The following is a 23,633-nucleotide window of genomic DNA, read 5'->3' on the forward strand; positions in this document are numbered from 1 at the left end:
AGAAATTCCTGCCTGCGGAAATAATTTATGACTTTTGCTCCAAAGTTCAAAGACATGTATAATATACTTCACAATCAAGGAGGACGAACCATGTTAAAAATGCTGACCACTCAATTAAATGGCCTTTTCCAGCGAATTGCCGATAAAGAAGCGGACCAAATAGAAGATGGTGCCCGCCTGCTTGCGCAAGCCGCTGTCGGTGAAGGAAAGATTCACATAAAAGGATTTCAGGAAATGAAAGCTGTAGAAGCCGAAGCAGTGTCAGGGGCCGAACCGCTGCCATGCGGCTGTCCATTGGATTCAATGGATGATCTGGCCGAACACGACCGGGTGCTGCTTGTCAGCCGCTTTGCCCATGACCCTGAAGCTGCAGCGGCCGCCGCTGCTCTCAGGGAGCGGGGCATTCCTTTCGTTGCCGCTGCCGGACGCATGCCAAATGAGGAGCCGTCATTAGCTGAAATGGCCGACGTCTTTATTGATACAAAGCTGACTAAAGGACTGCTTCCTGACGAAAATGGCGGCCGGACAGGGTTTCCTTCCAGCCTCGCCGCGCTTTATATTTACTTTGCCCTCAAACTGACCATTGAGGAAATTTTGCAGGAGCTGGAATAGTAGACTGAAAAAGCCTTTAAAGCATGGCGCTTTAAAGGCTTTTTTTCAATCTTATTTATTCGCCAAAGTCGCTCCAACGAACGCACGGAAAAGCGGCTGCGGACGAGTCGGACGTGACGTGAATTCCGGATGGAACTGAGCTGCCACAAACCACGGATGATCTTCAAGCTCGATGATTTCCACTAAACGGCCGTCCGGGCTTGTACCGGAGAAAATGAATCCTTTTTTCTCCATAACCTCGCGGAACTCGTTATTAAATTCGTAGCGATGGCGATGACGCTCATATACTACTTCATCTTGATAAGCTTCGTAAGCCTTTGTTCCCTTTTGTAATTTACATGGGTACAGGCCGAGGCGAAGTGTTCCGCCAAGATCTTCAACGTCTTTTTGTTCCGGAAGCAAGTCGATTACCGGATATGGAGTTTTTGGATCAATTTCAGATGAATTCGCTTCCTCTAGCTGAACAACGTTTCGCGCATATTCAATGGAAGCAAGCTGCATGCCGAGACAAATGCCAAATAGCGGCACTTTGTTTTCGCGCGCATATTTAATTGCTTCAATCTTACCGGAGATTCCGCGATCACCGAAACCGCCCGGCACTAAAATTCCGTCTGCGTCTTTCAAGCGCTCTTCTACATCTTCAGCAAGTAGTTCAGCTGCATTTACCCAGTCGATCTCGATATCTGCATCAAAGGCATAACCTGCGTGGCGCAAAGCTTCCACTACAGAGATGTATGCATCTTGCAGCTCTACATATTTACCAACAAGAGCAATTTTGGTTTTCTTGGACAGGTTGCGCACTTTATCAACGAGCGCTGTCCAATCATCCATTTCTGCATCATGGCATTGAAGTTTTAAATGGCGGCAAACCAGCTCATCCATCTTTTGCTCTTGAAGAGAAAGCGGAACGGCATATAGCGTGTCTGCATCCATCGCTTCAATGACCGCTTCAGGCGCGATGTCACAGAATAAAGCCAGCTTGTCTTTCATTTCCTGTGAAACAGGAAGCTCTGTCCGAACGACAATAATATTTGGCTGAATGCCCAGGCTGCGCAGTTCTTTCACGCTGTGCTGAGTCGGCTTCGTTTTCATCTCGCCCGCCGCTTTTAAATATGGAATCAGCGTACAGTGGATATACATTACATTATCGGCACCCACATCGCTTTTGATTTGGCGGATAGCTTCCAAGAACGGCAAAGACTCGATATCCCCTACTGTTCCGCCGATCTCTGTAATGACGACATCCGCTTTTGTCTCTCTGCCTGCAAGGAAGACACGATCTTTGATTTCATTTGTAATATGCGGAATGACTTGGACTGTTCCGCCTAAATATTCGCCGCGGCGCTCTTTGCGCAATACTGTTGAATAGATTTTACCTGTAGTGACATTGCTGTACTTATTTAAGTTAATGTCAATGAAACGTTCGTAGTGGCCAAGGTCTAAATCGGTTTCCGCTCCGTCATCGGTTACGAATACCTCTCCATGCTGGTAGGGACTCATTGTTCCGGGATCGACGTTAATGTATGGATCGAACTTTTGAATAGTCACCTTTAACCCACGGTTTTTCAACAAGCGTCCCAAAGAAGCAGCTGTAATCCCTTTTCCTAAAGAAGAAACAACCCCGCCTGTCACAAAAATATATTTAGTCAACTTGAAAAGCCCCCTTCAATCTATTGTTTCTTTTATTGATTAAATGAATACACAAATCTTATTGGGGCAAAAAAAACAAAAACGCCCCATTACTTAAAAAGTAAAGGGAGCGTTATAAGCATTAATCATGTCTCTTTCGAGAGCCCAAATAAAATACTACAATTTGAGATAAAGGAAGTCAAGAAAAGATTAATTTTCTTTATTTTAAGTCTTCTTCCTCTTCGTCATCTAAATCGTACTCATCCTCTTCGCCGAGATCTTCTTCGAATTCGTCGTCGTCCTCTTCCAAATCATCTAGGTCGTCAAGGCTGTCCACTTCTTCGTCAAGCTCGTCAAGATCCTCGTCTTCAAAGTCAAGATCATCCTCAAGCTCTTCCTCTTCCTCGAGCTCTTCTTCTTCGAAATCCGGCTCTTCTTTTACCACTTTCTTCGTTTTCTTCTTTTTCGCTTTTACAGCCGGCGCTGCTTCCTCTTCTAACTGATCCACTGGATACCAAGCACGAAGGCCCCAGCGATTTTCTCCGAATGTAATAAAACGGCCGTCGATATTCAGATCCGTATAAAATTGAATCATGCGCGCTTTTAATTCAGCCTCGCTCAACTCTTGATACTCCTGGATTTGAGAAAGTATTTCCTGAAATGCTGCAGGCTCTCTGCTCTCTTTCAAAAGAGCATAAGCGATTTCAATAAAGGACATTTCCTTCAATTCTTCTTTAGACAGTTGCTTCAAATTCACATCCGCACTTCCCTTCTCTATTTACGCACTCTATTGAGTGAAAAAGGTCATATTCACCATTATAAACATCGACGCTTTCATTATGCCATATTTATGTAACGATTTCCGCTTTTTTTTTGTCCGTCTTCTCCGGAAGGATTTCTTCAGAAGAAGCGGCGGATGGACGGTCTTTTTTCATCTCTGTCCGCATGAGATAAAACAAGAAAAGGGCCAGTACAAGAAAAGGCACTGCTCCAAGCTGGATTTGATAAAGCCAAACAGCGGCAGGCACGCAGGCGCCGATCACTATAAAGTTCACTATTTGCTTCATCATTTCACACCCCGCCTTTTACCCTTTTCTTATTGTATACTCTTCAGCAATCATTATAAAAGTAAAAATCCGCCCATTTTATAAAAAACTTTAGGGGCAATTGCGCAAAAATCGGCCTTTTCCCATTAAGTTACCCTTTATTTTACAATTATAATCTTACCTAATGAAAAAAACACCGTGAAAGAAAGGCCATTCTTTCACGGCTGTCCTGCTTTACATATTTCTTCGGTATTGTCCGCCGACTTCATAGAGAGCAGTTGTAATCTGGCCAAGACTGGCCACTTTCACCGTCTCCATTAACTCGGCAAAAATATTGCCCCCGTTTACAGCTGTTTCCTTGAGGCGCTTCAATGCTTTTTCGGCCTCTTGTTTATGCTTTTGCTGGAAAGCTTGCAGTTCAGTGATCTGGTGTTCTTTCTCTTCCTTCGTGGCTCGTGCCAGCTCCATGCTGTTAATTTCCTCTTCAGATGGCGGGTTGGGGTTCAAGTATGTGTTCACGCCGATAATCGGAAGCTCTCCCGTATGCTTCAGCATTTCATAATGCATGGACTCTTCCTGGATTTTTCCCCTTTGATATTGCGTTTCCATTGCGCCAAGCACTCCCCCGCGGTCATCCAGACGTTCAAACTCCTTCAATACCGCTTCTTCCACAAGGTCCGTCAATTCTTCAACAATAAAAGAGCCTTGAAGAGGATTTTCATTTTTCGACAATCCATGTTCTTTGGTAATAATCAATTGAATGGCCATCGCGCGGCGGACCGATTCCTCGGTCGGAGTTGTAATCGCCTCATCATATGCATTTGTATGCAGAGAGTTGCAGTTATCCTGCAAAGCCATTAACGCCTGCAGCGTGGTCCGGATATCATTGAAATCAATTTCCTGAGCATGCAAGGACCGGCCCGATGTTTGAATGTGATACTTAAGCTTTTGAGAGCGCTCATTGGCCCCGTATTTCTCACGCATGGCTACTGCCCAAATCCGCCGTGCTACACGCCCAATGACTGTGTATTCAGGATCAAGGCCATTGGAGAAAAAGAAGGATAAATTCGGCGCAAAGTCATCGATCGCCATGCCGCGGCTTAAATAATACTCCACATACGTAAATCCGTTTGCCAATGTGAACGCAAGCTGCGAAATCGGATTGGCGCCGGCTTCAGCGATGTGGTAGCCGGAAATGGAGACAGAATAATAATTGCGAACTGCGTAATCAATGAAATATTGCTGGATATCCCCCATCATCCGCAAGGCAAATTCTGTTGAGAAGATGCATGTATTTTGCCCCTGATCCTCTTTCAAAATATCAGCCTGGACGGTTCCCCGGACTGTCTTTAGCGTTTGGGCCCGCACTTCAGTAAATTCTTCCACCGTCAGCACGCGGCCAAGCTCTTCTTCTTTGCGCTTCACCTGCTGATCAATCGCTGTATTCATAAACATCGCCAAAATGATCGGGGCCGGGCCGTTAATCGTCATCGATACTGAGGTGGACGGGTGGCAAAGATCAAAACCGTCATACAGCTTTTTCATATCCTCAAGCGTACAGATGCTGACCCCGCTTTCGCCGACCTTCCCATAAATATCCGGACGGTAATCCGGGTCTTCTCCATATAGCGTCACCGAATCAAAAGCGGTGCTTAACCGTTTGGCATCGTCATCTTTAGACAGATAGTGAAAACGGCGGTTCGTCCGCTCCGGCGTGCCCTCTCCGGCAAACTGCCGCTTCGGATCTTCTCCCTTCCGCTTAAACGGAAAGACACCAGCGGTATATGGGAAGAAGCCCGGCCTGTTTTCTTTATACACCCAGCGCAGGATTTCTCCGTAGTCTGTAAATTTCGGCAGAACGACTTTCGGAATTTTAAGTCCGGACAAGCTCGTCGTTGTCAGCTCAGTAACAATTTCTTTGTCGCGGATTTTAGTAACATACTTAGAAGCGGCATACGTTTCCTTCAGTTCTTTCCACCCGGCCAATATCTTTTTCGATTCCGGCGTCAGCTGCTCCTCAACTGCGGCTTTAAATGTTTCCAGCGGACGGATCACCTCCTGGCCTGCACGGTTCGCCTTGGCTTCCTCCAGTGCTCCCTCCAGCTGGAACAGCCGGCGGGCAAGGTGCTCCTGCTCCTCTGCCTTCTGATGATAGCGCCGGACCGTTTCTGTAATTTCCCGCAAATAGTAGCGGCGGTCGTTCGGAATAATGACATTCTGCTTTTCGACATCCACTTCTTTGCTGAAAGACACTTCCCAGTCGGTCCCAGCTTTTTCATTGATCTTTTCAACCAGGGCGGCAAATAAAGCGTTCGTCCCCTGATCATTGAATTGACTGGCAATCGTTCCGTACACCGGCATTTTATCGAGCGGCTCCTCAAACAAGCTGCGGCTGCGCTGGTATTGCTTTTGAACTTGGCGCCTGGCGTCCTCCGATCCTTTCCGTTCGAACTTGTTAATGACAACTAAATCAGCGTAGTCGATCATATCAATTTTCTCGAGCTGGGAAGGAGCCCCGAATTCACTTGTCATCACATACATTGACAAATCCGAAATTTCAGTAATCTCCGCATCTCCCTGGCCGATTCCGCTCGTTTCTACAATAATCAGGTCGTAACCAGCGGCCTTAACCACACGAATGGCATCTTGAATCGCGAGCGACAGCTCCGAGCGGGAATTACGGGTGGCGAGGCTGCGCATAAATACCCGGTCGGAAAAAATGGCATTCATGCGGATGCGATCCCCTAAAAGCGCTCCGCCTGTTTTTTGCTTCGTTGGGTCCACTGATAAAATAGCGATTTTCTTATCAGATAATTCATTAAGGAAGCGGCGGATCAGCTCATCGGTCAAAGAGCTTTTCCCTGCTCCTCCTGTACCCGTAATGCCGATCACCGGCGCTTCTTTCCCTAAAGACTGAATTTGTTCAAAGGCCGCAGCTGCTTCTGCTTTTTCTTCTTTACTCGCCTCTATCTGGTTCTCCGCCAGCGAGATTAATCTCGCCACAGCTGTAATCTCCCCGCTTGGAAGCTTATTGATTTCTTCTCCTAGATTGCCGGAAACAGTGGAGAAATCACATTCCTGCATCATCCTGTTAATCATGCCTTGCAAGCCATTCACACGGCCGTCTTCCGGAGAAAATATCCGAGCAATGCCATAATCATGGAGTTCTTTTATTTCTCGGGGAATAATGACTCCGCCTCCGCCTCCGTAAATACGGATATGCGGACAGCCTCTTTCCTTGAGCAGGTCATACATATACTTAAAATATTCAACATGGCCGCCCTGATAAGAAGAAATCGCAATCCCCTGCACGTCCTCCTGAATAGCGGCATTGACAACCTCTTCCACCGAACGGTTATGGCCGAGGTGGATCACCTCAGCGCCGCTTGACTGCAAAATGCGGCGCATAATATTAATCGATGCATCGTGTCCATCAAAAAGGCTGGAAGCTGTCACAAAACGAATATGATGTTTCGGTTTATAAACCTCCACTGTCTGACCCATATCTTTTCCCCCTTATTGTTTTGCTTTATAGCCGTTAATGCCTGAAAACAATAAATCCGTCTGTACATCTATATAATCGTCAATTGAAAATTCTTTTTGCAGCGCCCAGCGCCGGAAGCCCCACATTTGCCCCTGCACGAAAATATCCTGGGCGAGCATATGAATCTTGCGCTCTTCCATCTCCAGCTCTCCATTTTCTACACAGCGGCGGATCAGCCTTTCAAACATGCCGACCATATCCATTTCTTTCTTCAGCACATACGGCAGCGCGTCCTTGGAAAGAGATTTCGCTTCCTGATACATGACAAGCACTTCATCCTGCATGTCATCGACGACTTTAAAATAATACCCAATTCCGAGCTTCAGGCTTTCTAGTGTTCCCGCCTCTAAATCTATTCGCTGCAAACGGTCTTTTACTTGATCGTAAATGCTGTCGCAAACAAGATAGAGAACATCCTCTTTTGTCCGGATATATTCATAGAGCGTGCCGATGCTGAAACCAGCCGCTTTCGCAATCTCTCGCGTTGTTGTACGGTGGAACCCTTTTTGTTTAAAAAGATGAACGGCTCCCTTGATCATTTCTGATCGTCTTTTTTCAATCAGCTGTTCGTCTTTTACTGATGCGTGTACTTTTCTTTTGCCCGCGTTCAATGTTATCAACCGCCTTTAATAAATACCTAAACGAGAGCAGCAGAGCGGCACTTCCCTCTGTCTGCTCCCTGATTTATTTTTATTGCATTCATCCTGCTGTTTCACATTATAACTGATTTTGTCGGTTCCGGGCTTTGATTATTTCGTCAGCATCCTTGAAATGACTAACCTTTGTATTTCCTGTGTGCCTTCATAAATTTGGGTGATTTTTGCATCACGCATATAACGCTCAACCGGGTAATCCTTCGTATAGCCGTAGCCGCCGAAGATCTGTACGGCTTCTGTCGTCACCTTCATGGCCGTGTCGCCAGCCATCAGCTTCGACATCGCCGACTCTTTTCCGTACGGCAGGTTATTAGATTCAAGCCAGGCTGCCTGATAAGTAAGCAGGCGGGACGCTTCAACAGCTGTCGCCATATCAGCAATCTTAAAGGAAATACCTTGGTTGGCAGCGATCGGCTTGCCAAATTGCTTGCGCTCCTTGGCATATTCAACCGCCGCGTCCAGCGCTCCTTGAGCAATTCCCACCGCCTGCGCTGCGATGCCATTGCGGCCGCCGTCCAGCGTCATCATGGCAATTTTAAATCCATCGCCCTCTGATCCAAGCATATTTTCCTTCGGCACGCGGCAGTCTTCAAAGATGATTTCTGTTGTCGGCGAGGAACGAATCCCCAGCTTCTTTTCTTTTTTGCCGACAGAAAAGCCGGGAAAGTCCTTTTCTACAATAAAGGCCGTTGTGCCCCGCTGTTTTGAAGCCGGGTCTGTCAACGCAAACACAATATAGATATCAGCAATGCCGCCGTTCGTAATAAAAATTTTCGAGCCGTTCAAGATATACTCGCCGCCTTCTAAACGGGCGGTTGTTTTCATGCCGCCAGCGTCTGAACCGGAGCCGGGCTCTGTTAATCCATAAGCGCCGATTTTTTCCCCTTGCGCCATCGGCTTTAAATACTTCTGCTTTTGCTCTTCCGTCCCGAACTTATAAACAGGCCAGCCGGCCAAAGAGGTGTGAGCGGAAAGTGTCACGCCTGTAGAGGCACAGACTCTTGATAACTCCTCTACAGCAATACAATAAGCCAAATAGTCACTGCCGATGCCGCCGTATTCCTCCGGCCACGGAATGCCGGTTAACCCGAGTTCCGCCATTTTGTGAAAAAGCTCCATATCAAATCGCTCTTCTTCGTCACGCTCCGCCGCCGTCGGCTCTACTTCATTCTTGGCAAAATCCCTCACCATTTTGCGAATCATTTCATGTTCTTCTGTCAATTGGAAGTTCATTTTATTCCCCGCCTTTATTTGATTAACTGCTTGCTAATGACCATTCTTTGGATTTCACTGGTGCCTTCGTAAATTTCCGTCACTTTTGCATCTCTGAAAAACCGTTCTACTGCATATTCTTTCGTATAGCCATATCCGCCGTGCACTTGAACTGCCTCAATGGCAACCTCAACGGCTGCTTTGGAAGCATACAATTTAGCCATGGATGCTTCTTTGCCGCAAGGAAGGCCTTTCGCCCGCAAGTCGGCCGCCCGGTAAACGAGCAGCTTGGCTGCTTCTACACTCGTGGCCATATCCGCAAGCTTGAAAGCGAGCCCTTGCTGAGCGGCAATTGGCTTGCCGAATTGTTTTCGTTCCTTTGCGTATTGCGCAGCGGCCTCCAATGCTGCTTCAGCGATCCCCAACGCCTGCGCAGCAATGCCGATGCGTCCCACATCAAGGTTAGCCATCGCAATTTTAAACCCTTCTCCTTCTTTTCCAAGCAGCTGGTCTTGCGGCACTTTCATATCCTCGAATGTCAACTGCACAGTCCGAGAACCGTAAAGCCCCATTTTATGTTCGTCTTTGCCGATCATCAGCCCCGGCGTGTCTTTTTCCACAATAAAAGCCGAGACGCCTTTCGAGCCTGCCGCCGGGTTGGTTGAAGCAAAGACAATATATGTATCCGCCTCTCCCCCGTTTGTAATAAACACTTTTGAACCATTTATCGTATAATAATCCCCTTGTTTGACCGCTTTTGTTTTCAAGTTCGCTGCATCAGAGCCGGCTCCCGGCTCTGTTAAACAAAAGGCTCCCAAATATTCCCCTGATGCTAATTTGGGCACATACTTGCGCTTTTGCTCCTCGGTGCCAAAGTACAGAATTGGATTTGTTCCAACAGATGTGTGAACGGATAAAATGACCCCAATCGTGGCACTGACCTTTGACAGCTCATTAATCGCAATAATATATGAAGGAAAATCCATTTCACTGCCGCCATATTGCTCAGGCACGGTAATTCCCATTAGTCCTAATTCAGCCATTTTTGCAATCAGCTCACGAGGAAATTCTCCCTTTTCCATTCTCTCAACAAACGGGGCGATTTCGCTTTCCGCAAAATCTCTGACCATTTTTCTCATCATCTGCTGCTCTTCTGAAAATCGCAATTCCATATCTTTTTCCTCCTGTTGTTTAAGGTTGAGCGTTTTAATCGTATGTGTAGAAGCCGCGTCCTGTCTTCTTGCCGAGCCAGCCGGCCTTCACGTACTTGCGAAGCAGCGGGCAGGGACGGTATTTATCGTCGCCAAAACCGTCATGAAGCGTTTCCATGATATACAGGCAGGTATCAAGCCCAATAAAGTCAGCCAGCGTCAGCGGTCCCATCGGATGATTCATGCCAAGTTTCATCACTTCATCAATCGCTTCCTTCGTTGCTACTCCTTCGTAAAGCGTATAAATGGCCTCGTTAATCATTGGCATTAATATTCTGTTAGCTACAAAGCCTGGAAAATCATTGACCTCAACGGGCACTTTGGACAGCTTAGTTGTGATTTCCTCGATCGTTTCATACACTTCATCTGCTGTGGCAAGCCCCCGAATGATTTCAACAAGCTTCATGACCGGCACCGGGTTCATAAAATGCATGCCAATCACCCGTTCCGGACGATCAGTAGCTGCGGCGATCTCTGTAATGGGCAGCGAGGACGTATTTGTTGCCAAAATCGTATGCGCCGGCGTAATTTTGTCTAAATGGGAAAAGATTTTGCATTTCACATCCATGTTTTCCACCGCTGCTTCAATCACTAAATCGACATTCTGCGCATCCTGCAAGTCCGTTGATTTCGAGATTCTTCCGGTGATTTCGTCTTTTTCCCCGCTTGTCATCCGTTCTTTTTGAACTTGGCGGGACAGGTTCTTCTCAATCATGCCGAGCCCGCGCTCCACAAACTCTGTTTTCAAATCATTTAACACGACTTCGTAACCGGCATGGGCGCAAACTTGGGCGATGCCCGACCCCATTTGTCCGGCTCCAATCACCATCAGCTTCTTTACTTCCATTGCTTCATTTCCCCTCCCGTTTTATGATGGGTGCGCGCACAGTCTTGCCCCTTGAGGTCAAATAACCTTCGGCCCTTGAAGCCACAGAACGGCTTCCTTGGTCTAAGAACATTTGCTGGTCGGGACAGGACAGTCGGCTCCCCTTTTCTATACTTCAATCATGATGGCGTCGCCTTGGCCGCTTCCGCTGCAGATGGCTGCAATGCCAATGCCGCCGCCTCTTCTTTTGAGTTCATAGGCGAGCGTAAGAATAATTCTCGCTCCGCTTGCGCCAATTGGGTGACCGAGCGCGATGGCTCCGCCATTCACGTTAACTTTTTCAGGGTCTAGATCAGCAATTTTTCCGCTTGCAAGAGCAACCGCCGCAAAGGCTTCATTCACTTCAAAAAGATCAATCTCATTTAAGGATTTGCCTGTCTTTTTAAGAAGCTCATTAATGACAAGTCCTGGCGTTTGCGGAAACTTGCTTGCTTCTACCGCTACTTCAGCATGGCCAATCACAGCAGCCAGCGGCTGTTTGCCTTCTTTCTCAGCCCTCTCATCACTCATCAGAACGAGCGCGCCGGCTCCATCGTTAATGCCGGGCGCATTGCCGGCTGTAATCGTGCCGTCTTTTCCAAATGCCGGGCGCAGCTTTGCCAGCACTTCTTTTTTCGTATCCTTGCGCGGAGCTTCGTCCTGCTCAATTCTTACAGGGTCTCCTTTTCTTTGCGGTACTTCAACTGCGACAATTTCCTCTGCCAAGCGGCCGGACTCGATAGCTGCAATCGCTCTTTCATGACTGCGCACGGCCCATTCATCCTGCTCTTCTCTTGACAGACCAAATTCTTCAGCTGTTTCATTCCCGTAATTTCCCATATGAACACCAGTAAAACTGCAGGATAATCCGTCGTGAATCATCAGATCGACCATAGGCGCATCTCCCATGCGCATGCCCCAGCGGCCTTTAGGCAAAGCATAAGGTGTGTTGGACATTGATTCCATGCCTCCAGCCACAATCACTTCTTCATCGCCTGCGCGGATAATTTGATCGGCGAGCGTTACGCTTCGCAGCCCGGATGCGCATACTTTATTAATTGTTTCTGTTTTGACGTTCCAAGGAATCCCCGCTTCCCTCGCTGCCTGCCTGGAAGGAATTTGTCCTTGTCCTGCCTGGAGCACATTGCCAAAGATGACTTCATCGACTTGATCCAGATTCACCCCTGCGCGTTTTAACGCTTCCTTAATGGCTATCCCCCCAAGCTGGGAAGCGGACAGCGCGCTTAATCCTCCGCCGAATTTCCCAAAAGGCGTGCGGGCCCCATCAATTATCACTGTTTTTACCATCATTCATTTCCCCCTTCGTTCATTTTTCAGAAAACGCTTACACCCTTGACTGAACGCTCGCTCGAAAATTAACTATAAGAAAAGGGAGATCCTCCCTTTTTTCTCTATCTTTTATTTTAAAGGAATGGCTCTAAAAATCAAACGAAAATAATGAACATTCAAAAAATAAGAGAGCGAGAGAGGAAGGTCCTCTCTGCTCGATTATGCTTCCGGCTGTGCATCGGCAGCTGTTTCAGCCACAACGGCTTTGCGCTGCTCTTCCACTTGTTCATCTTCAGGAACCTCTTCAAGCTTCTGCGGCCCGATTACGGCTTTCTCCAGCAATTCGGCTACATCGTAAGTGGCCACAGCTTCCTCCACTTCCTTCGCCTTTGTGCCGTCTGAAAGCATCGTCAGGCAATACGGACAGCCTGAGCTGATCACTGATGGATTGACAGCCAGTGCCTGTTCTGTACGGGCTACGTTAATGCGGTGTCCCGTATCTTCTTCCATCCACATCAATCCGCCTCCCGCACCACAGCACATCCCGTCTTGCCGATTCCGTGTCATTTCTACAAGCTTTACTCCCGGAATGGCTTTTAAAATCTCACGCGGCGGATCATACACCTCATTGTAACGGCCCAGGTAGCAGGAATCGTGGAAGGTGATGGTTTCATTTACCGCATGCTGCGGCTTCAAGCGCCCTTCCCTGACAAGCTGGGCAAGCAATTCAGTATGATGGTAGACGTCAGCCGTAAAGCCCATGGCCGGGTATTCGTTTTTAAAGATGTTATAAGCATGCGGGTCAATCGTTACAATTTTCTTCACATCATTTTTCTCAAATTCGGCAATGTTCGCGGACGCCAGCTCCTGGAATAAAAACTCATTCCCAAGGCGGCGCGGTGTATCGCCTGAATTTTTTTCTTTATTGCCAAGGATGGCAAATTTCACATCGGCTTCATTTAACAATTTGGCAAAAGCCAGCGCAATTTTTTGACTGCGGTTATCGAAAGCTCCCATGGAACCAACCCATAGCAGATATTCAAACTCTTCGCCCGCTTTTTTCAATTCTTTCACGGTTGGCACGCGGACGTCCTCCCGCAAATCGCGCCAGTTTTCTTTCTCCTTCCGGTTCAAGCCCCACGGATTGCCTTGGCGTTCAATGCTCTGCATGGCCCGCTGAGCTTCCGGGTCCATTTTTCCTTCTGTTAAAACAAGGTAACGGCGCAAGTCAATGATTTTATCAACGTGCTCGTTCATCACCGGGCACTGATCTTCACAATTACGACAAGTGGTGCAAGCCCAGATCTCTTCTTCAGTGATCACATCGCCAATCAAGCTTGGGCTGTACATAGCCGCAGCTGCTTCCTCCCCGCCAGCGAGCGCCAGCTGGTTGCCTTGCGTGTTGGAAAACGCAAATGCCGGCACCCACGGCTGTTTGGACGTCACTGCCGCCCCTGTATTGGTTAAATGGTCGCGCAATTTCACAATTAAATCCATCGGCGACAGCATTTTTCCGGTTCCAGTAGCCGGACACATATTGGTACAGCGCCCGCACTCGACGCACGCATAAAAATCAATCATCTGGAGCTGGTTAAAATCGCGAATATTCCCTACACCGAATGATTCCTGTGTTTCATCTTCAAAGTCAATCGGCCTCAATGTCCCCGGACGGTCCAGCCGGTGAAAATACGTATTGACCGGCCCGAAAATCAAATGGGCATGCTTTGATTGCGGCACATACACGAGGAACGTGAGCAGCACGAGCAAATGCACCCACCAGGAAACATAGAACAAAGCAATGGCCGCCTTCGTGCCGATTCCTGATAATAGAACAGCAACAGCCGAGGCGATCGGCTCAATGCCCGTCCAGTGGACATCGGCTCCCTCATGCCAAATTAAATCCAAGCCGTTTCCTATCAGCACAGACAACATCAGCAGGCCGATAAAGATGAGGACGAGACCGTTTTTCCAGCCGCGCTTTAAACGAACCAGCTTCTCAACATAGCGGCGGTGAAATGCCCATACAACCGCCACCAGAATCATCAGCGTGACAAGCTCTTGGAAAAACTTAAATCCCCCGTACAGCGGCCCGAGCGGCAAATGGGCTCCCGGTACAATGCCTTTAATAATAAAGTCAATCGCGCCAAGCTGCACAAGCAGGAAGCCATAAAAAAACATGACATGAATGGCGCCGCTTTTTTTGTCCTTCAAGAGCTTTTTCTGCCCGAAAACAAATACCCAAATTTTCTCCAACCGCTGCTTCACATCATTGTCAAACTCTTGCTTCTTGCCCAACTTGATGTATTCAAAACGGGTTTTTAGTAAATAAACGAATAAATACGCTCCGTAAGCGATTACACAAATTGCTGCAATAAGATTGATCCATAACAATCCGTTCATGACCTGCTCTCCCTTCCAAAAAAATACGCCGACCTTTCCCCTTTGTAAAAACAATACAACTATTCAGAATGTTTATATCTTTATTATATTATGAATGAGCATTCAGTCAACCCATAATTAAAAATATTTTTCAGCATTTCCTAGAAAGGTCTTCTTTCTTTTTGGGAAGCCTAGAAGTAACGCTGCTTTCTTAGAGGAGGAAAGAAATTGAAGAAGATGCTTTTCTGGCTCGCTTGTTTCGTTTCATGGCTGGGGCTGGATCTTTACTTGGGGCAAAAACAGGCAAAAAAACAAGCTCCGAAGCGAACATATCCAAAAAGAAAAGGCACGATTGATTTTATCTGCAGCGGTCCTGAATTTTTCCGACAATTTTTTCTTGATATAAGGAATGCCCGCAAGCGTATATACTGTCTTTTTTATATTATACGAGACGACCGGATAACCGGGGAATTTTTTCATCTGCTGAAAGAAAAGGCACGCAGCGGCGTTGATGTCTGCTTGCTGATGGATTGGCAAGGAAGCTCAAAAATTAAAAAACACCACCTCAACAGCTTAAAGCAAGCAGGTGTGCGAGTCGGATGTTCTAGAAAGCCGCGTCTTCCTTATTTCTTTTTTTCCCTGCAACAGAGGAATCATCGAAAAATTACTGTGATCGACAGCAACATTGCCTATCTCGGCGGCTTTAATATGGGCCTTGAATACATGGGAGAGAGCGACAACCCGAACTTGTCTCCGTGGCGCGACTATCACCTGCGCTTATCGGGACCGAGTGCGATCGATTTAGAATCAGAGTTTATAGCTGACTGGAATGAGGAAAATCAGCCTTACTTACAGCCGCATGAACAGGCAGAAGACCACGGAAGCGGGATCGAGCATCTGATCGTGCCTTCGGGAAGCGGAAACCTGGAAGAGAAATTAACCGGATTGGTGCGCAGCGCCAAGCGATCAATCTTCATTGGAACCCCGTATTTCGTCCCGTCTGCGCTTGTCTTCAACGAACTGATTGGTGCGTTGGCGCGCGGTGTTCATGTGACCGTGCTTATCCCTAAGCACGAAGATCATCCGTTTGTGCAAGAAGCAGCCCGCCCCTTTTTAAAAGAGCTGATGCGCTTTCCAACTGCCCGGATTCAATCGTTTACCAATGGATTTTATCACGCGAAGATTATTATTTTTGATGAAGAAGTATGCGATATTGGCACAGCGAATTTTGATGCCCGCAGCCAGCGCATCAACTTCGAGTGCAATTGCTTTATTTACGGCAAGGATTTTATTAAGCAAATTCGTCCTTTTATTGAGAAGGATCTTTGTGATAGTGAAACGCTTGGCGCAGCAGACCTATCTGTCCATTCTATCGGCGGAAAAGCGAAAACGACAGCCGCCTATTTATTGAGAGACTTTTTATAACGATAGGCTCTGTGACTGTTCCTAAAGGAGCAAAAGGCGACTTTCTGCAGGGACAGCTGCAGAAAAATCAGCTTCTTTTTTTAAAGGATTCCATCAAAAAAAAGCTTGCACCGAAACGGGCAAGCTTTTTTGCATTTACATTTTTTCTGGGGCAGACACGCCGATCAGCTGTAAAGCGTTCTTCAGCGTAATTTGCACAGTTTTCACTAAAGCAAGACGAGCTTCCGACAACGGCTGGTTGCTGGCATCTAATACTTTTTCAGCATTGTAGAAGCTGTGGAACGCAGCGGACAGTTCCTGGATATAATTAGCAACACGGTGCGGAATGCGCTTCTCCGCAGCTTCAGCAACGACTTGCGGGAAATCTCCAATTTTCTTTAACAGGTCAATTTCTTTCTCTGCGCCGATCAGTGATAGGTCGGCTTCTTTGTTCATCGTCATTCCCTGCTCTTCTCCCTGGCGCAAAATGCTGCTGATGCGCGCATGAGCGTATTGAGCATAATACACTGGATTTTCGTTTGATTCAGATACAGCAAGGTCAAGGTCAAAGTCCATATGAGTATCTCCGCTTCTCATAGCAAAGAAATAGCGTACAGCGTCTAATCCGACTTCTTCCACAAGTTCCCGCATCGTCACTGCTTTTCCAGTCCGCTTGCTCATTTTCATTTTTTCGCCGTTTTTATAGAGATGAACGAGCTGAATCACTTCTACCTCCAAATTAGCCGGATGATAGCCGAGTGCTTCCACTGCCGCTTTCATCCGCGGGATGTATCCATGATGGTCGGCTCCCCAAATGTTGATCACCTTTTCATAGCCGCGTTCAAATTTGTCCTTATGATAGGCGATATCCGGCGTTAAATACGTGTAGGTGCCGTCATTTTTCACGAGCACGCGATCTTTGTCGTCCCCGAATGCTGTCGAACGGAACCAAACAGCCCCATCTTCTTCGTAAATATGACCTTTTTCGCGCAAAGCCGCCAGTGCTTCATCAATTTTGCCGTTTTGATAAAGAGAGGTTTCAGAGTACCAAACATCGAACGGAACGCGGAAGTTCTCCAAATCTTTCTTCAGCTTCTCCATTTCGTATTTGAGACCGTATTCTCTGAATGCGTCATAGCGTTCTTTCTCCGGCATTCCAGCGAATTTGTCGCCGAATTCCTCCGCTAATTTCCGGCCGATTCCGACAATGTCCTGACCGTGATAACCATCCTCCGGCATTTCCTTGTCCTGGCCGAGCGCTTGAAAATAGCGGGCTTCGACAGATAGAGCCAAGTTATGGATTTGGTTGCCGGCATCGTTAATATAATATTCTCTTGTGACATCATAGCCGGCTTTTTCAAGCACATTGCACAAAGAATCGCCCACAGAGGCTCCCCGGGCATGGCCAAGATGCAAATCTCCCGTTGGATTCGCAGAAACAAATTCCACCTGGATTTTTTGGCTGTTGCCGAAATTGGTTTTTCCGTAATCCGCACCTTCTGCAAGAACAACCGGGATCAAATCTGTTAAATAAGCATTATTCATGTAAAAGTTAATAAAACCGGGACCGGCAATTTCGATTTTTTCAATGGATGCTTTGGACTGATCAAAATGGGCGATCATTTCTTCAGCAATCGCACGCGGAGCTTTCTTTGCCACACGGGCCAGCTGCATCGCCATGTTCGTCGAGTAATCGCCGTGCGCCTTTTCCTTCGGCGCCTCAAGCACAACGGCCGGGATCTCTTCTTCTTGAGCCAGCCCGGCTTTCAATACAGCCGCCTTCACTTCCTCCTTTAATTGCTCTTGTACCTTCTCTGCCACATTCATCTCGATATACCTCCTCATTATTGTTCAACATGTAAAGGGTTGGGGGCTGTCCTCCCCGGATCAACTCTTTATGTACTTTTAAATAGTAAATCTAATGTATAGCTGCCGACTGCCGTGCCTTGCATAAGCAAGTGGTAGTCGAGCTGGAGCCTTCCTTCAAGCCGGGATTCATTGTATGTGCGGCTATGCAGCAGCTTGCTTGTACGCGTGGACATTGCCAATGTACCGTGCGGGCTGTTATAGGAGCCATTCATTTGCTCCTTCTCATGAAAAGGCAGCCTCATATTCACGGCACCGCTGCGCAAAATAACAGCGCTTTGATCAGAAAACTTCACGACCGTTTGAATCGTGCCTTCTTCTTGCACTTCATTATATTTCAGAAAAAAAGAACCGTTCTTTTCTTGAAACTCTCCGGAGAGCATCAGTTCAAATACTTCCTTCTCTCCTTCATGTTCAATGCTGGTGGTTAAGTGGATATTGACAGGAACAGATGCTTGCAGATGATGGGCCAAGCTGTTCACATCCTTTTAAAATTTCTTCTCTATAACTTATTAAGTATAAAAATGTTTATTTAAAAATGCAATGGACATCCCCGAAATTTCAGCGGCGCAGGATTAAAGGGAGACAATCGGTGGTACATGAATAAAAAAGGAATGGGAGCTGTTAACATGGAAGAAGTGAAAAGAATGTATTATGTGGACCCTGCCAGCAAGGAGGTGCTGCCAACAGCCGCTAGTGAAGGCAATTTCCGCATAGAAGCGACCGATCAAGAGGCGGCCTTTATCAGAAGAGTGTTTCAAGAGGAATATGACGCCGAACTAGAAACGTTTGTCCGCGCGCATGTTCCCTATCTTGATTATTCCTATAAAGAAAAAAATGATCACTATGACCGGGCTCTTATCGCTATTTACGGGCTGATTTATGAATTTGGAGATGAAAAGGCAAGACGCCACATTGACGAAATGGGCATTTTAGACGAATACCGCCTCAATAATCAAAAGGATTTTTAAATAAGGCTGATTATAAGGAAGGCACTCGGCAGCGATCACTGCCGAGTGCCTTTTTATTATTTATCCTGATTGACTAGTCCCCATCCAAGCAGCATTTCGCGAAGCAGCTTGGAGGCGGTATTGGCCGTTTGTTCAGAAGGATCATAGATCGGAGCCACTTCTACAAGGTCGCCGCCGATCACCTTCACGTCTGAATGGGCAATCGCATGAATAGCAGCCAGCAGTTCCTTGGATGTGATTCCGCCGGCATCTACGGTTCCCGTGCCGGGCGCATGAGCCGGATCGAGCACATCAATATCAATTGTCACATATACTGGACGGCCGGCAAGCTGAGGCAAAATTTCTTTCAACGGTTCAAGCACTTCAAACTTGGAAATGTGCATGCCATTTTCTTTTGCCCATTGGAATTCTTCCTTCATGCCTGAACGGATACCAAATGAGTAAACATTTTCAGGGCCAATCAGTTCAGCAATTTTCCTGATCGGGGTAGAGTGAGAAAGCGGTTCCCCCTCATATTCCGTCCGGAGATCTGTATGAGCATCCATGTGGATGATCGCCAAGCCGGGATATTTTTTCGCCACGGCTTTCATGACCGGCCAGGAAACAAGGTGTTCGCCGCCCATGCCAAGCGGAAATTTGCCGTCAGCCAGCAGGCCGTCTATATAGTTTTCAATCAATTCGAGGCTTTTGGCTGCATTGCCGAATGGAAGCGGGATATCGCCAGCATCAAAATAGCTGATTTCTTCAAGCTCCCGGTCTAAGTAAGGGCTGTATTCCTCCAAACCGATCGACACTTCCCGAATTCGTCCCGGGCCAAAGCGGGAGCCTGGGCGGTAGCTGACGGTCCAATCCATCGGCATGCCATATAGCACCACGCGGCTATTCTCGTAGTCTTGCTGGGCACCGATAAAAATATTGCCTGAATACGCTTCATCAAAACGCATAACCTTCCCACCTTTTTATCAAAAATCACCGTTTACTCGGTTAAATCTTTTACGAATTTCGGCAAGACGAAAGCGGCTTTATGAAGCTCTTTCGTGTAATACTTCGTCTCGATTTCATGAAATTGCTCATCGCTTACTTCCAGCGGGTCATACTTTTTGGAACCGATGGTAAAAGTCCACATGCCGCTTGGGTACGTTGGAATATTAGCTGTATACAAGCGGGTGATCGGGAAGATTTCCTTCACATCACGCTGCACCTCACGGATTAAATCCGCTTTGAACCAAGGGTTGTCTGTTTGGGCAACAAAAATGCCGTCTTCTTTTAAAGCTTTTGAAATGCCTGCATAGAAGCCCTTTGTGAACAAGTTCGCTGCCGGGCCGACAGGTTCTGTAGAGTCAACCATAATGACGTCATACTCATTTTCGCTTTTGGCAATGTGCATAAAACCATCATCCACGCGCACGTCCACGCGTTCGTTGTCTAACTCTCCTGCAATTTCCGGAAGGAATTTCTTTGAATACTCGATGACCTTTCCATCGATATCAACGAGCGTCGCTTTTTTCACTTTTGGGTGCTTAAGCACTTCACGGATGACCCCGCCATCGCCGCCGCCGACAACTAAGATATTCTCCGGATTTGGATGAGTAAATAGCGGCACGTGTGCGACCATTTCATGATAAACAAATTCATCCTTTTGCGAAGTCATGACCATGCCGTCTAAAAACAGCATGTTTCCCCATTCTTCGGTCTCTGCCATTTCTAAATATTGAAAATCTGTTTGCTCTGTATGAAGCGTACGCTTAATTTTCATTGTAATTCCAAAGTGATCTGTCTGCTTTTCTGTATACCACAGTCCGCTCATTTCATCTCTTCCTTTCCGCAAATGAATCTTTCCCATTGCACTGAAAAAAGTATAGTGGAATCCACCAAAAATTCAAGTTATTTTTTTCATTTAAGCAGGCTTTCATGAAAATTTTCCTTTCTTATGTTTAAAAAGAAGGATTTTTTTTCATACTATTCATAATTATTCTTTGTTAAGGCAGGTAACCTCATATGACAGTCATTACCCTGTCAGGCTATCGTAAAACAGTTAAATGGGTGCGCGCAGTATTGTTTCTTGGTTTCTTTGCTGTTGCGGGCCTATTGCTATTGCTCGGAGCCGGATTTTTATACATGAAACTATTAGGCGAACCGGAAGTTGCTGTCCCGCAATCGACCCTTTACTTGGCAGCGGATGGTCAAGTGATCGGTGAAAGCCATGCCAGCGAAAAACGGTATTGGGTTGATCTGGATGAAATTTCTCCCTATCTTGTGCAAGCGACTATTGCCGTGGAGGATAAGAAATTTTTCAAGCATCACGGCTTTGATTTCAAACGGATGGCAGGAGCTGCTGTCGCCGACATCCAGGCGATGGCAAAGGTGCAGGGTGCCAGCACCATTACCCAGCAATATGCCCGCAACCTGTATCTTTCCCATGATAAAACGTGGAAGCGCAAATTATCTGAAGCCGTCTATACCGCGCGAATTGAGATGAATTATACGAAGGAGCAGATTTTGGAAGGTTATTTAAATACCATCTACTATGGACATGGTGCCTACGGCATTGAGGCTGCCAGCCAATTCTACTTCGGCAAAAGCGCAAAAAGCTTAAGCTTGTCCGAAGCCAGCATGCTGGCCGGCATTCCAAAAGGGCCTTCCATTTATTCTCCCCTTGCTTCGCTTCCTAAAGCGAAGGAACGGCAGAAAGTCATTCTGGCGGAGATGGAGAAAAGCGATGTGATCACCCCTGAACAACGCGAGCAAGCGCTGGCTGATCGTGTTCACATTACCGGCGAGCATTTGCACACAGACTCAGATACCGCTCCTTACTTTCGGCAGGCCGTCCAGCAGGTGCTTGCTGATAAGCTCGGCTTGGATGAACAAACCATCGCCCTCGGCGGCCTTCGCGTCTATACGACGTTAAACCGGGAGCACCAAGCTATTGCTGAAAAAACAATTAAAAAAGTGATCGCCGAAGACTCGGACATACAGCCAGCCTTCGTCTCCATTGCACCAAAAACGCATTTTGTTACCGCTCTTGCCGGGGGAAAGGATTTTGCCACCAGCCCCTACAACCGTGCTGTTCAAGCAGTCCGGCAGCCAGGATCGACGTTCAAGCCGTTTTTATATTATGCGGCGCTTGAAAACGGTTATACGCCGGCTACACAGTTAACGAGCGAAAAAACGGCTTTTCGGTACGACAATGGCCAAAAGGTCTATGAGCCGAGCAACTTTAACCATCGCTATGCAAATGGCAGCGTAACGATGGAGCAAGCACTGGCTGTCTCCGACAACATTTACGCCGTGAAGACAAACTTGTTTTTAAAGCCGGAAACGCTCGTGCAAACCGCCGAACGCTTCGGCATTTCCACCCCGTTAAAGCCGCTGCCCTCCCTGGCGCTCGGCACATCCGGAGTCCGCGTGCTGGAGATGGTCAATGCTTATGCCACCATAGCAAATGGCGGAAAATATGAAGAGCCGGTATTTATCCAGCGAGTAGAAACGGCAGACGGAGAAATCATTTATGAACATGAGCCGGACAAAAAGCAGCGACTGGATAAAAAACAAGCCGCTGTGCTCACCCATATGATGACCGGCATGTTTGATGAAAATTTAAGCAGTTATGCGAATGTCACAGGCGCTTCGCTCACCCGGAAAATAACCCGTCCGTATGCCGGCAAATCAGGATCGACAGCCTACGATTACTGGATGATCGGGTTTACTCCTCAGCTTGCTGCCGGTATCTGGACGGGATATGATGACGGCAGAAAAATTGTGAAAGCAGAAGATAAGCATTATGCAAAAGACATTTGGCTCGGATTCATGGAAGGGAGCCATCGCGGCAAGCCGGTCAAGAAATTCCAAAAGCCTAAAGGCGTAATAGCTGTGAATATTAATCCGGAGAACGGCAAGATTGCCAGCAGCGACTGCCCGGTCACCCGAACAATGTACTTTGTCAAAGGAACAGAACCGGAGGAATACTGTACAGATCACTTGCCGAAAAAGAAAAAAGAGAAAGAGAAAGAGGGTCAAAAAGAAGAAGGCTGGCTGCAGCGCTTGTTTCCGCTTTTTTAGACAAATGTTTTGCCATAAAAATATATTTCGGCTTACTTGCCGAATTTCTGCTCGAAAAATAGCATGGTGCTTCTTCGCAAAGAAAAGACATAACCCGATACGGCCATGGAGAGAAGCTTTAGACAAAATAGACTATTCTCTGCCTTATTTAGACAAGCTGTCGAAGCACCGTTCTGCCCGACAGAAAAAAGGACATGACAAAGCCCCGGTTGTGCGGTCCGGGGCTTTGTCATGTCCTAGTTTATGCAATTTATGCATTACATTAAGTGTACTTTCTTTCTAGTTATTGGGCAAGATGGGAATATCATTTTCAAACAACGTTCAAACATTGTTCACCAAAAAGGGAATAAAAGGATAATCAGTCCTCCAGACCTTCTTTTAGCTCAGCTGAAGAATTGGCCCACATTGTTTCATTATGATTTTGCAGAAAAGCTTTTAGTACTTTTTTGGAATAATTGTCCATATGATCGACAATTATATAGCCCTTCAACGATTTATCCATCCGGTTCACATGCTCTGGCAGCGACTTGTAGCCGCGGCGCTTTTCTCTGTTGACCGTTAGTTCACAGGCTGTCACTCCTGTATAAAATGGGCCTTGTTCTCCTTGGTCTACCGTCACCCATACGAGCCAATACGGCTTGGCGCCTTCTGGAACTTCTTCTTTATTGGGAAGAAATTTAATGCCCTTTTCGACAGCGCTGCGGGCATGCATCGCCCCTACATCAATGAAGGCTTCTCCTTCTTCTACATCGATAAAAACCGGGGAGACATTCTCAAGGGACAAAGCGCCTTTTCCAAAGCCTTTATGACCGTCTGTCGGATCGTTTTTAATAATATTAAAGCCAACCTTTTTCTTTTTCTCCATAAGACCTTCTCCTTTCCTTCAATC

19 protein-coding genes are annotated in these 23,633 nt (G+C 47.0%); 4 read left to right on the forward strand and 15 right to left on the reverse strand.

Annotated elements, in window-relative coordinates:
* The first annotated feature begins 90 nt into the window (after nucleotides 1-90).
* Complete coding sequence (locus tag B1A98_RS08680) at nucleotides 91-612, forward strand: DUF2529 domain-containing protein (RefSeq protein ID WP_063384495.1); 522 nt, start codon at nucleotides 91-93, stop codon at nucleotides 610-612.
* Between the two features lie 51 nt (nucleotides 613-663).
* Here B1A98_RS08680 and B1A98_RS08685 read toward each other — a convergent pair whose 3' ends face one another.
* The 10 genes from B1A98_RS08685 to B1A98_RS08730 all read right to left on the reverse strand — a co-directional run bounded on the left by B1A98_RS08685 (nucleotide 664) and on the right by B1A98_RS08730 (nucleotide 14,465).
* Nucleotides 664-2,262, reverse strand: a complete 1,599-nt coding sequence (locus B1A98_RS08685; RefSeq protein WP_063384494.1) for a CTP synthase — start codon at nucleotides 2,260-2,262, stop codon at nucleotides 664-666.
* Between the two features lie 199 nt (nucleotides 2,263-2,461).
* Nucleotides 2,462-2,998, reverse strand: coding sequence for a DNA-directed RNA polymerase subunit delta (gene rpoE / locus B1A98_RS08690; protein WP_063384493.1), 537 nt, complete (start codon nucleotides 2,996-2,998; stop codon nucleotides 2,462-2,464).
* Nucleotides 2,999-3,089: 91 nt separating this feature from the next.
* Nucleotides 3,090-3,311: a hypothetical protein gene (locus B1A98_RS08695; protein ID WP_063384492.1), complete on the reverse strand. Its 222-nt coding sequence runs from the start codon at nucleotides 3,309-3,311 to the stop codon at nucleotides 3,090-3,092.
* 210 nt (nucleotides 3,312-3,521) lie between these two features.
* A complete protein-coding gene (gene icmF / locus B1A98_RS08700) occupies nucleotides 3,522-6,791 on the reverse strand; it encodes a fused isobutyryl-CoA mutase/GTPase IcmF (RefSeq protein ID WP_063384491.1) in 3,270 nt (1,089 codons plus the stop codon).
* Nucleotides 6,792-6,803: 12 nt separating this feature from the next.
* Nucleotides 6,804-7,442: a TetR/AcrR family transcriptional regulator gene (locus B1A98_RS08705; RefSeq protein WP_063384490.1), complete on the reverse strand. Its 639-nt coding sequence runs from the start codon at nucleotides 7,440-7,442 to the stop codon at nucleotides 6,804-6,806.
* Nucleotides 7,443-7,580: 138 nt separating this feature from the next.
* A complete protein-coding gene (locus tag B1A98_RS08710) occupies nucleotides 7,581-8,720 on the reverse strand; it encodes an acyl-CoA dehydrogenase (RefSeq protein ID WP_063384489.1) in 1,140 nt (379 codons plus the stop codon).
* A 14-nt stretch (nucleotides 8,721-8,734) separates the two neighbouring features.
* Nucleotides 8,735-9,871 carry an acyl-CoA dehydrogenase gene (locus B1A98_RS08715; protein WP_063384488.1) on the reverse strand — a complete coding sequence of 379 codons (1,137 nt, stop codon included), beginning with the start codon at nucleotides 9,869-9,871 and terminating at the stop codon, nucleotides 8,735-8,737.
* 34 nt (nucleotides 9,872-9,905) lie between these two features.
* The gene (locus B1A98_RS08720) at nucleotides 9,906-10,757 is read right to left on the reverse strand and encodes a 3-hydroxybutyryl-CoA dehydrogenase (protein WP_063384487.1); all 852 of its coding nucleotides are present in this window, start codon (nucleotides 10,755-10,757) and stop codon (nucleotides 9,906-9,908) included.
* Between the two features lie 147 nt (nucleotides 10,758-10,904).
* Entirely contained in the window at nucleotides 10,905-12,083 is a 1,179-nt protein-coding gene (locus B1A98_RS08725; RefSeq protein ID WP_063384854.1) for an acetyl-CoA C-acetyltransferase, read from the reverse strand.
* Between the two features lie 201 nt (nucleotides 12,084-12,284).
* Nucleotides 12,285-14,465, reverse strand: a complete 2,181-nt coding sequence (locus B1A98_RS08730; RefSeq protein ID WP_082821699.1) for a (Fe-S)-binding protein — start codon at nucleotides 14,463-14,465, stop codon at nucleotides 12,285-12,287.
* A gap of 216 nt (nucleotides 14,466-14,681) precedes the next feature.
* Here B1A98_RS08730 and B1A98_RS08735 point away from each other — a divergent pair, with 216 nt between their 5' ends.
* Nucleotides 14,682-15,869 (forward strand): phospholipase D-like domain-containing protein, encoded by a 1,188-nt coding sequence (locus B1A98_RS08735; RefSeq protein ID WP_063384853.1) that lies wholly within the window; start codon nucleotides 14,682-14,684, stop codon nucleotides 15,867-15,869.
* 135 nt (nucleotides 15,870-16,004) lie between these two features.
* On the opposite strand, the gene argS is transcribed toward B1A98_RS08735, so the two are convergent.
* Both argS and B1A98_RS08745 read right to left on the reverse strand, forming a co-directional pair.
* Entirely contained in the window at nucleotides 16,005-17,675 is a 1,671-nt protein-coding gene (gene argS, locus B1A98_RS08740) for an arginine--tRNA ligase (RefSeq protein ID WP_063384486.1), read from the reverse strand.
* A 68-nt stretch (nucleotides 17,676-17,743) separates the two neighbouring features.
* The gene (locus tag B1A98_RS08745; protein ID WP_223662269.1) at nucleotides 17,744-18,187 is read right to left on the reverse strand and encodes a YwiB family protein; all 444 of its coding nucleotides are present in this window, start codon (nucleotides 18,185-18,187) and stop codon (nucleotides 17,744-17,746) included.
* A 126-nt stretch (nucleotides 18,188-18,313) separates the two neighbouring features.
* On the opposite strand from B1A98_RS08745, the gene B1A98_RS08750 reads away from it, so the two are divergent.
* Nucleotides 18,314-18,685, forward strand: coding sequence for a hypothetical protein (locus B1A98_RS08750; RefSeq protein WP_052475000.1), 372 nt, complete (start codon nucleotides 18,314-18,316; stop codon nucleotides 18,683-18,685).
* A 56-nt stretch (nucleotides 18,686-18,741) separates the two neighbouring features.
* Here B1A98_RS08750 and speB read toward each other — a convergent pair whose 3' ends face one another.
* Entirely contained in the window at nucleotides 18,742-19,629 is an 888-nt protein-coding gene (gene speB / locus B1A98_RS08755) for an agmatinase (protein ID WP_063384485.1), read from the reverse strand.
* A gap of 32 nt (nucleotides 19,630-19,661) precedes the next feature.
* Complete coding sequence (speE, locus tag B1A98_RS08760; RefSeq protein WP_041095460.1) at nucleotides 19,662-20,492, reverse strand: spermidine synthase; 831 nt, start codon at nucleotides 20,490-20,492, stop codon at nucleotides 19,662-19,664.
* A 191-nt stretch (nucleotides 20,493-20,683) separates the two neighbouring features.
* Between speE and B1A98_RS08765 the strand changes: the two genes are divergently transcribed.
* Nucleotides 20,684-22,744 (forward strand): transglycosylase domain-containing protein, encoded by a 2,061-nt coding sequence (locus tag B1A98_RS08765; RefSeq protein WP_063384484.1) that lies wholly within the window; start codon nucleotides 20,684-20,686, stop codon nucleotides 22,742-22,744.
* 358 nt (nucleotides 22,745-23,102) lie between these two features.
* Here the strand turns inward: B1A98_RS08765 and B1A98_RS08770 are convergent, their stop codons facing one another.
* Nucleotides 23,103-23,609, reverse strand: coding sequence for a YwhD family protein (locus B1A98_RS08770; protein WP_063384483.1), 507 nt, complete (start codon nucleotides 23,607-23,609; stop codon nucleotides 23,103-23,105).
* Between the last annotated feature and the right edge of the window lie 24 nt (nucleotides 23,610-23,633).

Source organism: Pseudobacillus badius, from assembly GCF_002189605.1.
Classification (GTDB): domain Bacteria; phylum Bacillota; class Bacilli; order Bacillales; family Domibacillaceae; genus Pseudobacillus; species Pseudobacillus badius.

Coding starts and splice junctions, on each gene's coding strand:
- B1A98_RS08680 (WP_063384495.1), top strand. CDS start 91: ATGTTAAAAATGCTGACCACTCAATTAAATGGCCTTTTCCAGCGAATT.
- B1A98_RS08695 (WP_063384492.1), bottom strand. CDS start 3,311: ATGATGAAGCAAATAGTGAACTTTATAGTGATCGGCGCCTGCGTGCCT.
- icmF (WP_063384491.1), bottom strand. CDS start 6,791: ATGGGTCAGACAGTGGAGGTTTATAAACCGAAACATCATATTCGTTTT.
- B1A98_RS08710 (WP_063384489.1), bottom strand. CDS start 8,720: ATGAACTTCCAATTGACAGAAGAACATGAAATGATTCGCAAAATGGTG.
- B1A98_RS08715 (WP_063384488.1), bottom strand. CDS start 9,871: ATGGAATTGCGATTTTCAGAAGAGCAGCAGATGATGAGAAAAATGGTC.
- B1A98_RS08720 (WP_063384487.1), bottom strand. CDS start 10,757: ATGGAAGTAAAGAAGCTGATGGTGATTGGAGCCGGACAAATGGGGTCG.
- B1A98_RS08725 (WP_063384854.1), bottom strand. CDS start 12,083: ATGGTAAAAACAGTGATAATTGATGGGGCCCGCACGCCTTTTGGGAAA.
- B1A98_RS08730 (WP_082821699.1), bottom strand. CDS start 14,465: ATGAACGGATTGTTATGGATCAATCTTATTGCAGCAATTTGTGTAATC.
- B1A98_RS08735 (WP_063384853.1), top strand. CDS start 14,682: ATGCTTTTCTGGCTCGCTTGTTTCGTTTCATGGCTGGGGCTGGATCTT.
- argS (WP_063384486.1), bottom strand. CDS start 17,675: ATGAATGTGGCAGAGAAGGTACAAGAGCAATTAAAGGAGGAAGTGAAG.
- B1A98_RS08750 (WP_052475000.1), top strand. CDS start 18,314: ATGAATAAAAAAGGAATGGGAGCTGTTAACATGGAAGAAGTGAAAAGA.
- speB (WP_063384485.1), bottom strand. CDS start 19,629: ATGCGTTTTGATGAAGCGTATTCAGGCAATATTTTTATCGGTGCCCAG.
- speE (WP_041095460.1), bottom strand. CDS start 20,492: ATGAGCGGACTGTGGTATACAGAAAAGCAGACAGATCACTTTGGAATT.
- B1A98_RS08765 (WP_063384484.1), top strand. CDS start 20,684: ATGACAGTCATTACCCTGTCAGGCTATCGTAAAACAGTTAAATGGGTG.
- B1A98_RS08770 (WP_063384483.1), bottom strand. CDS start 23,609: ATGGAGAAAAAGAAAAAGGTTGGCTTTAATATTATTAAAAACGATCCG.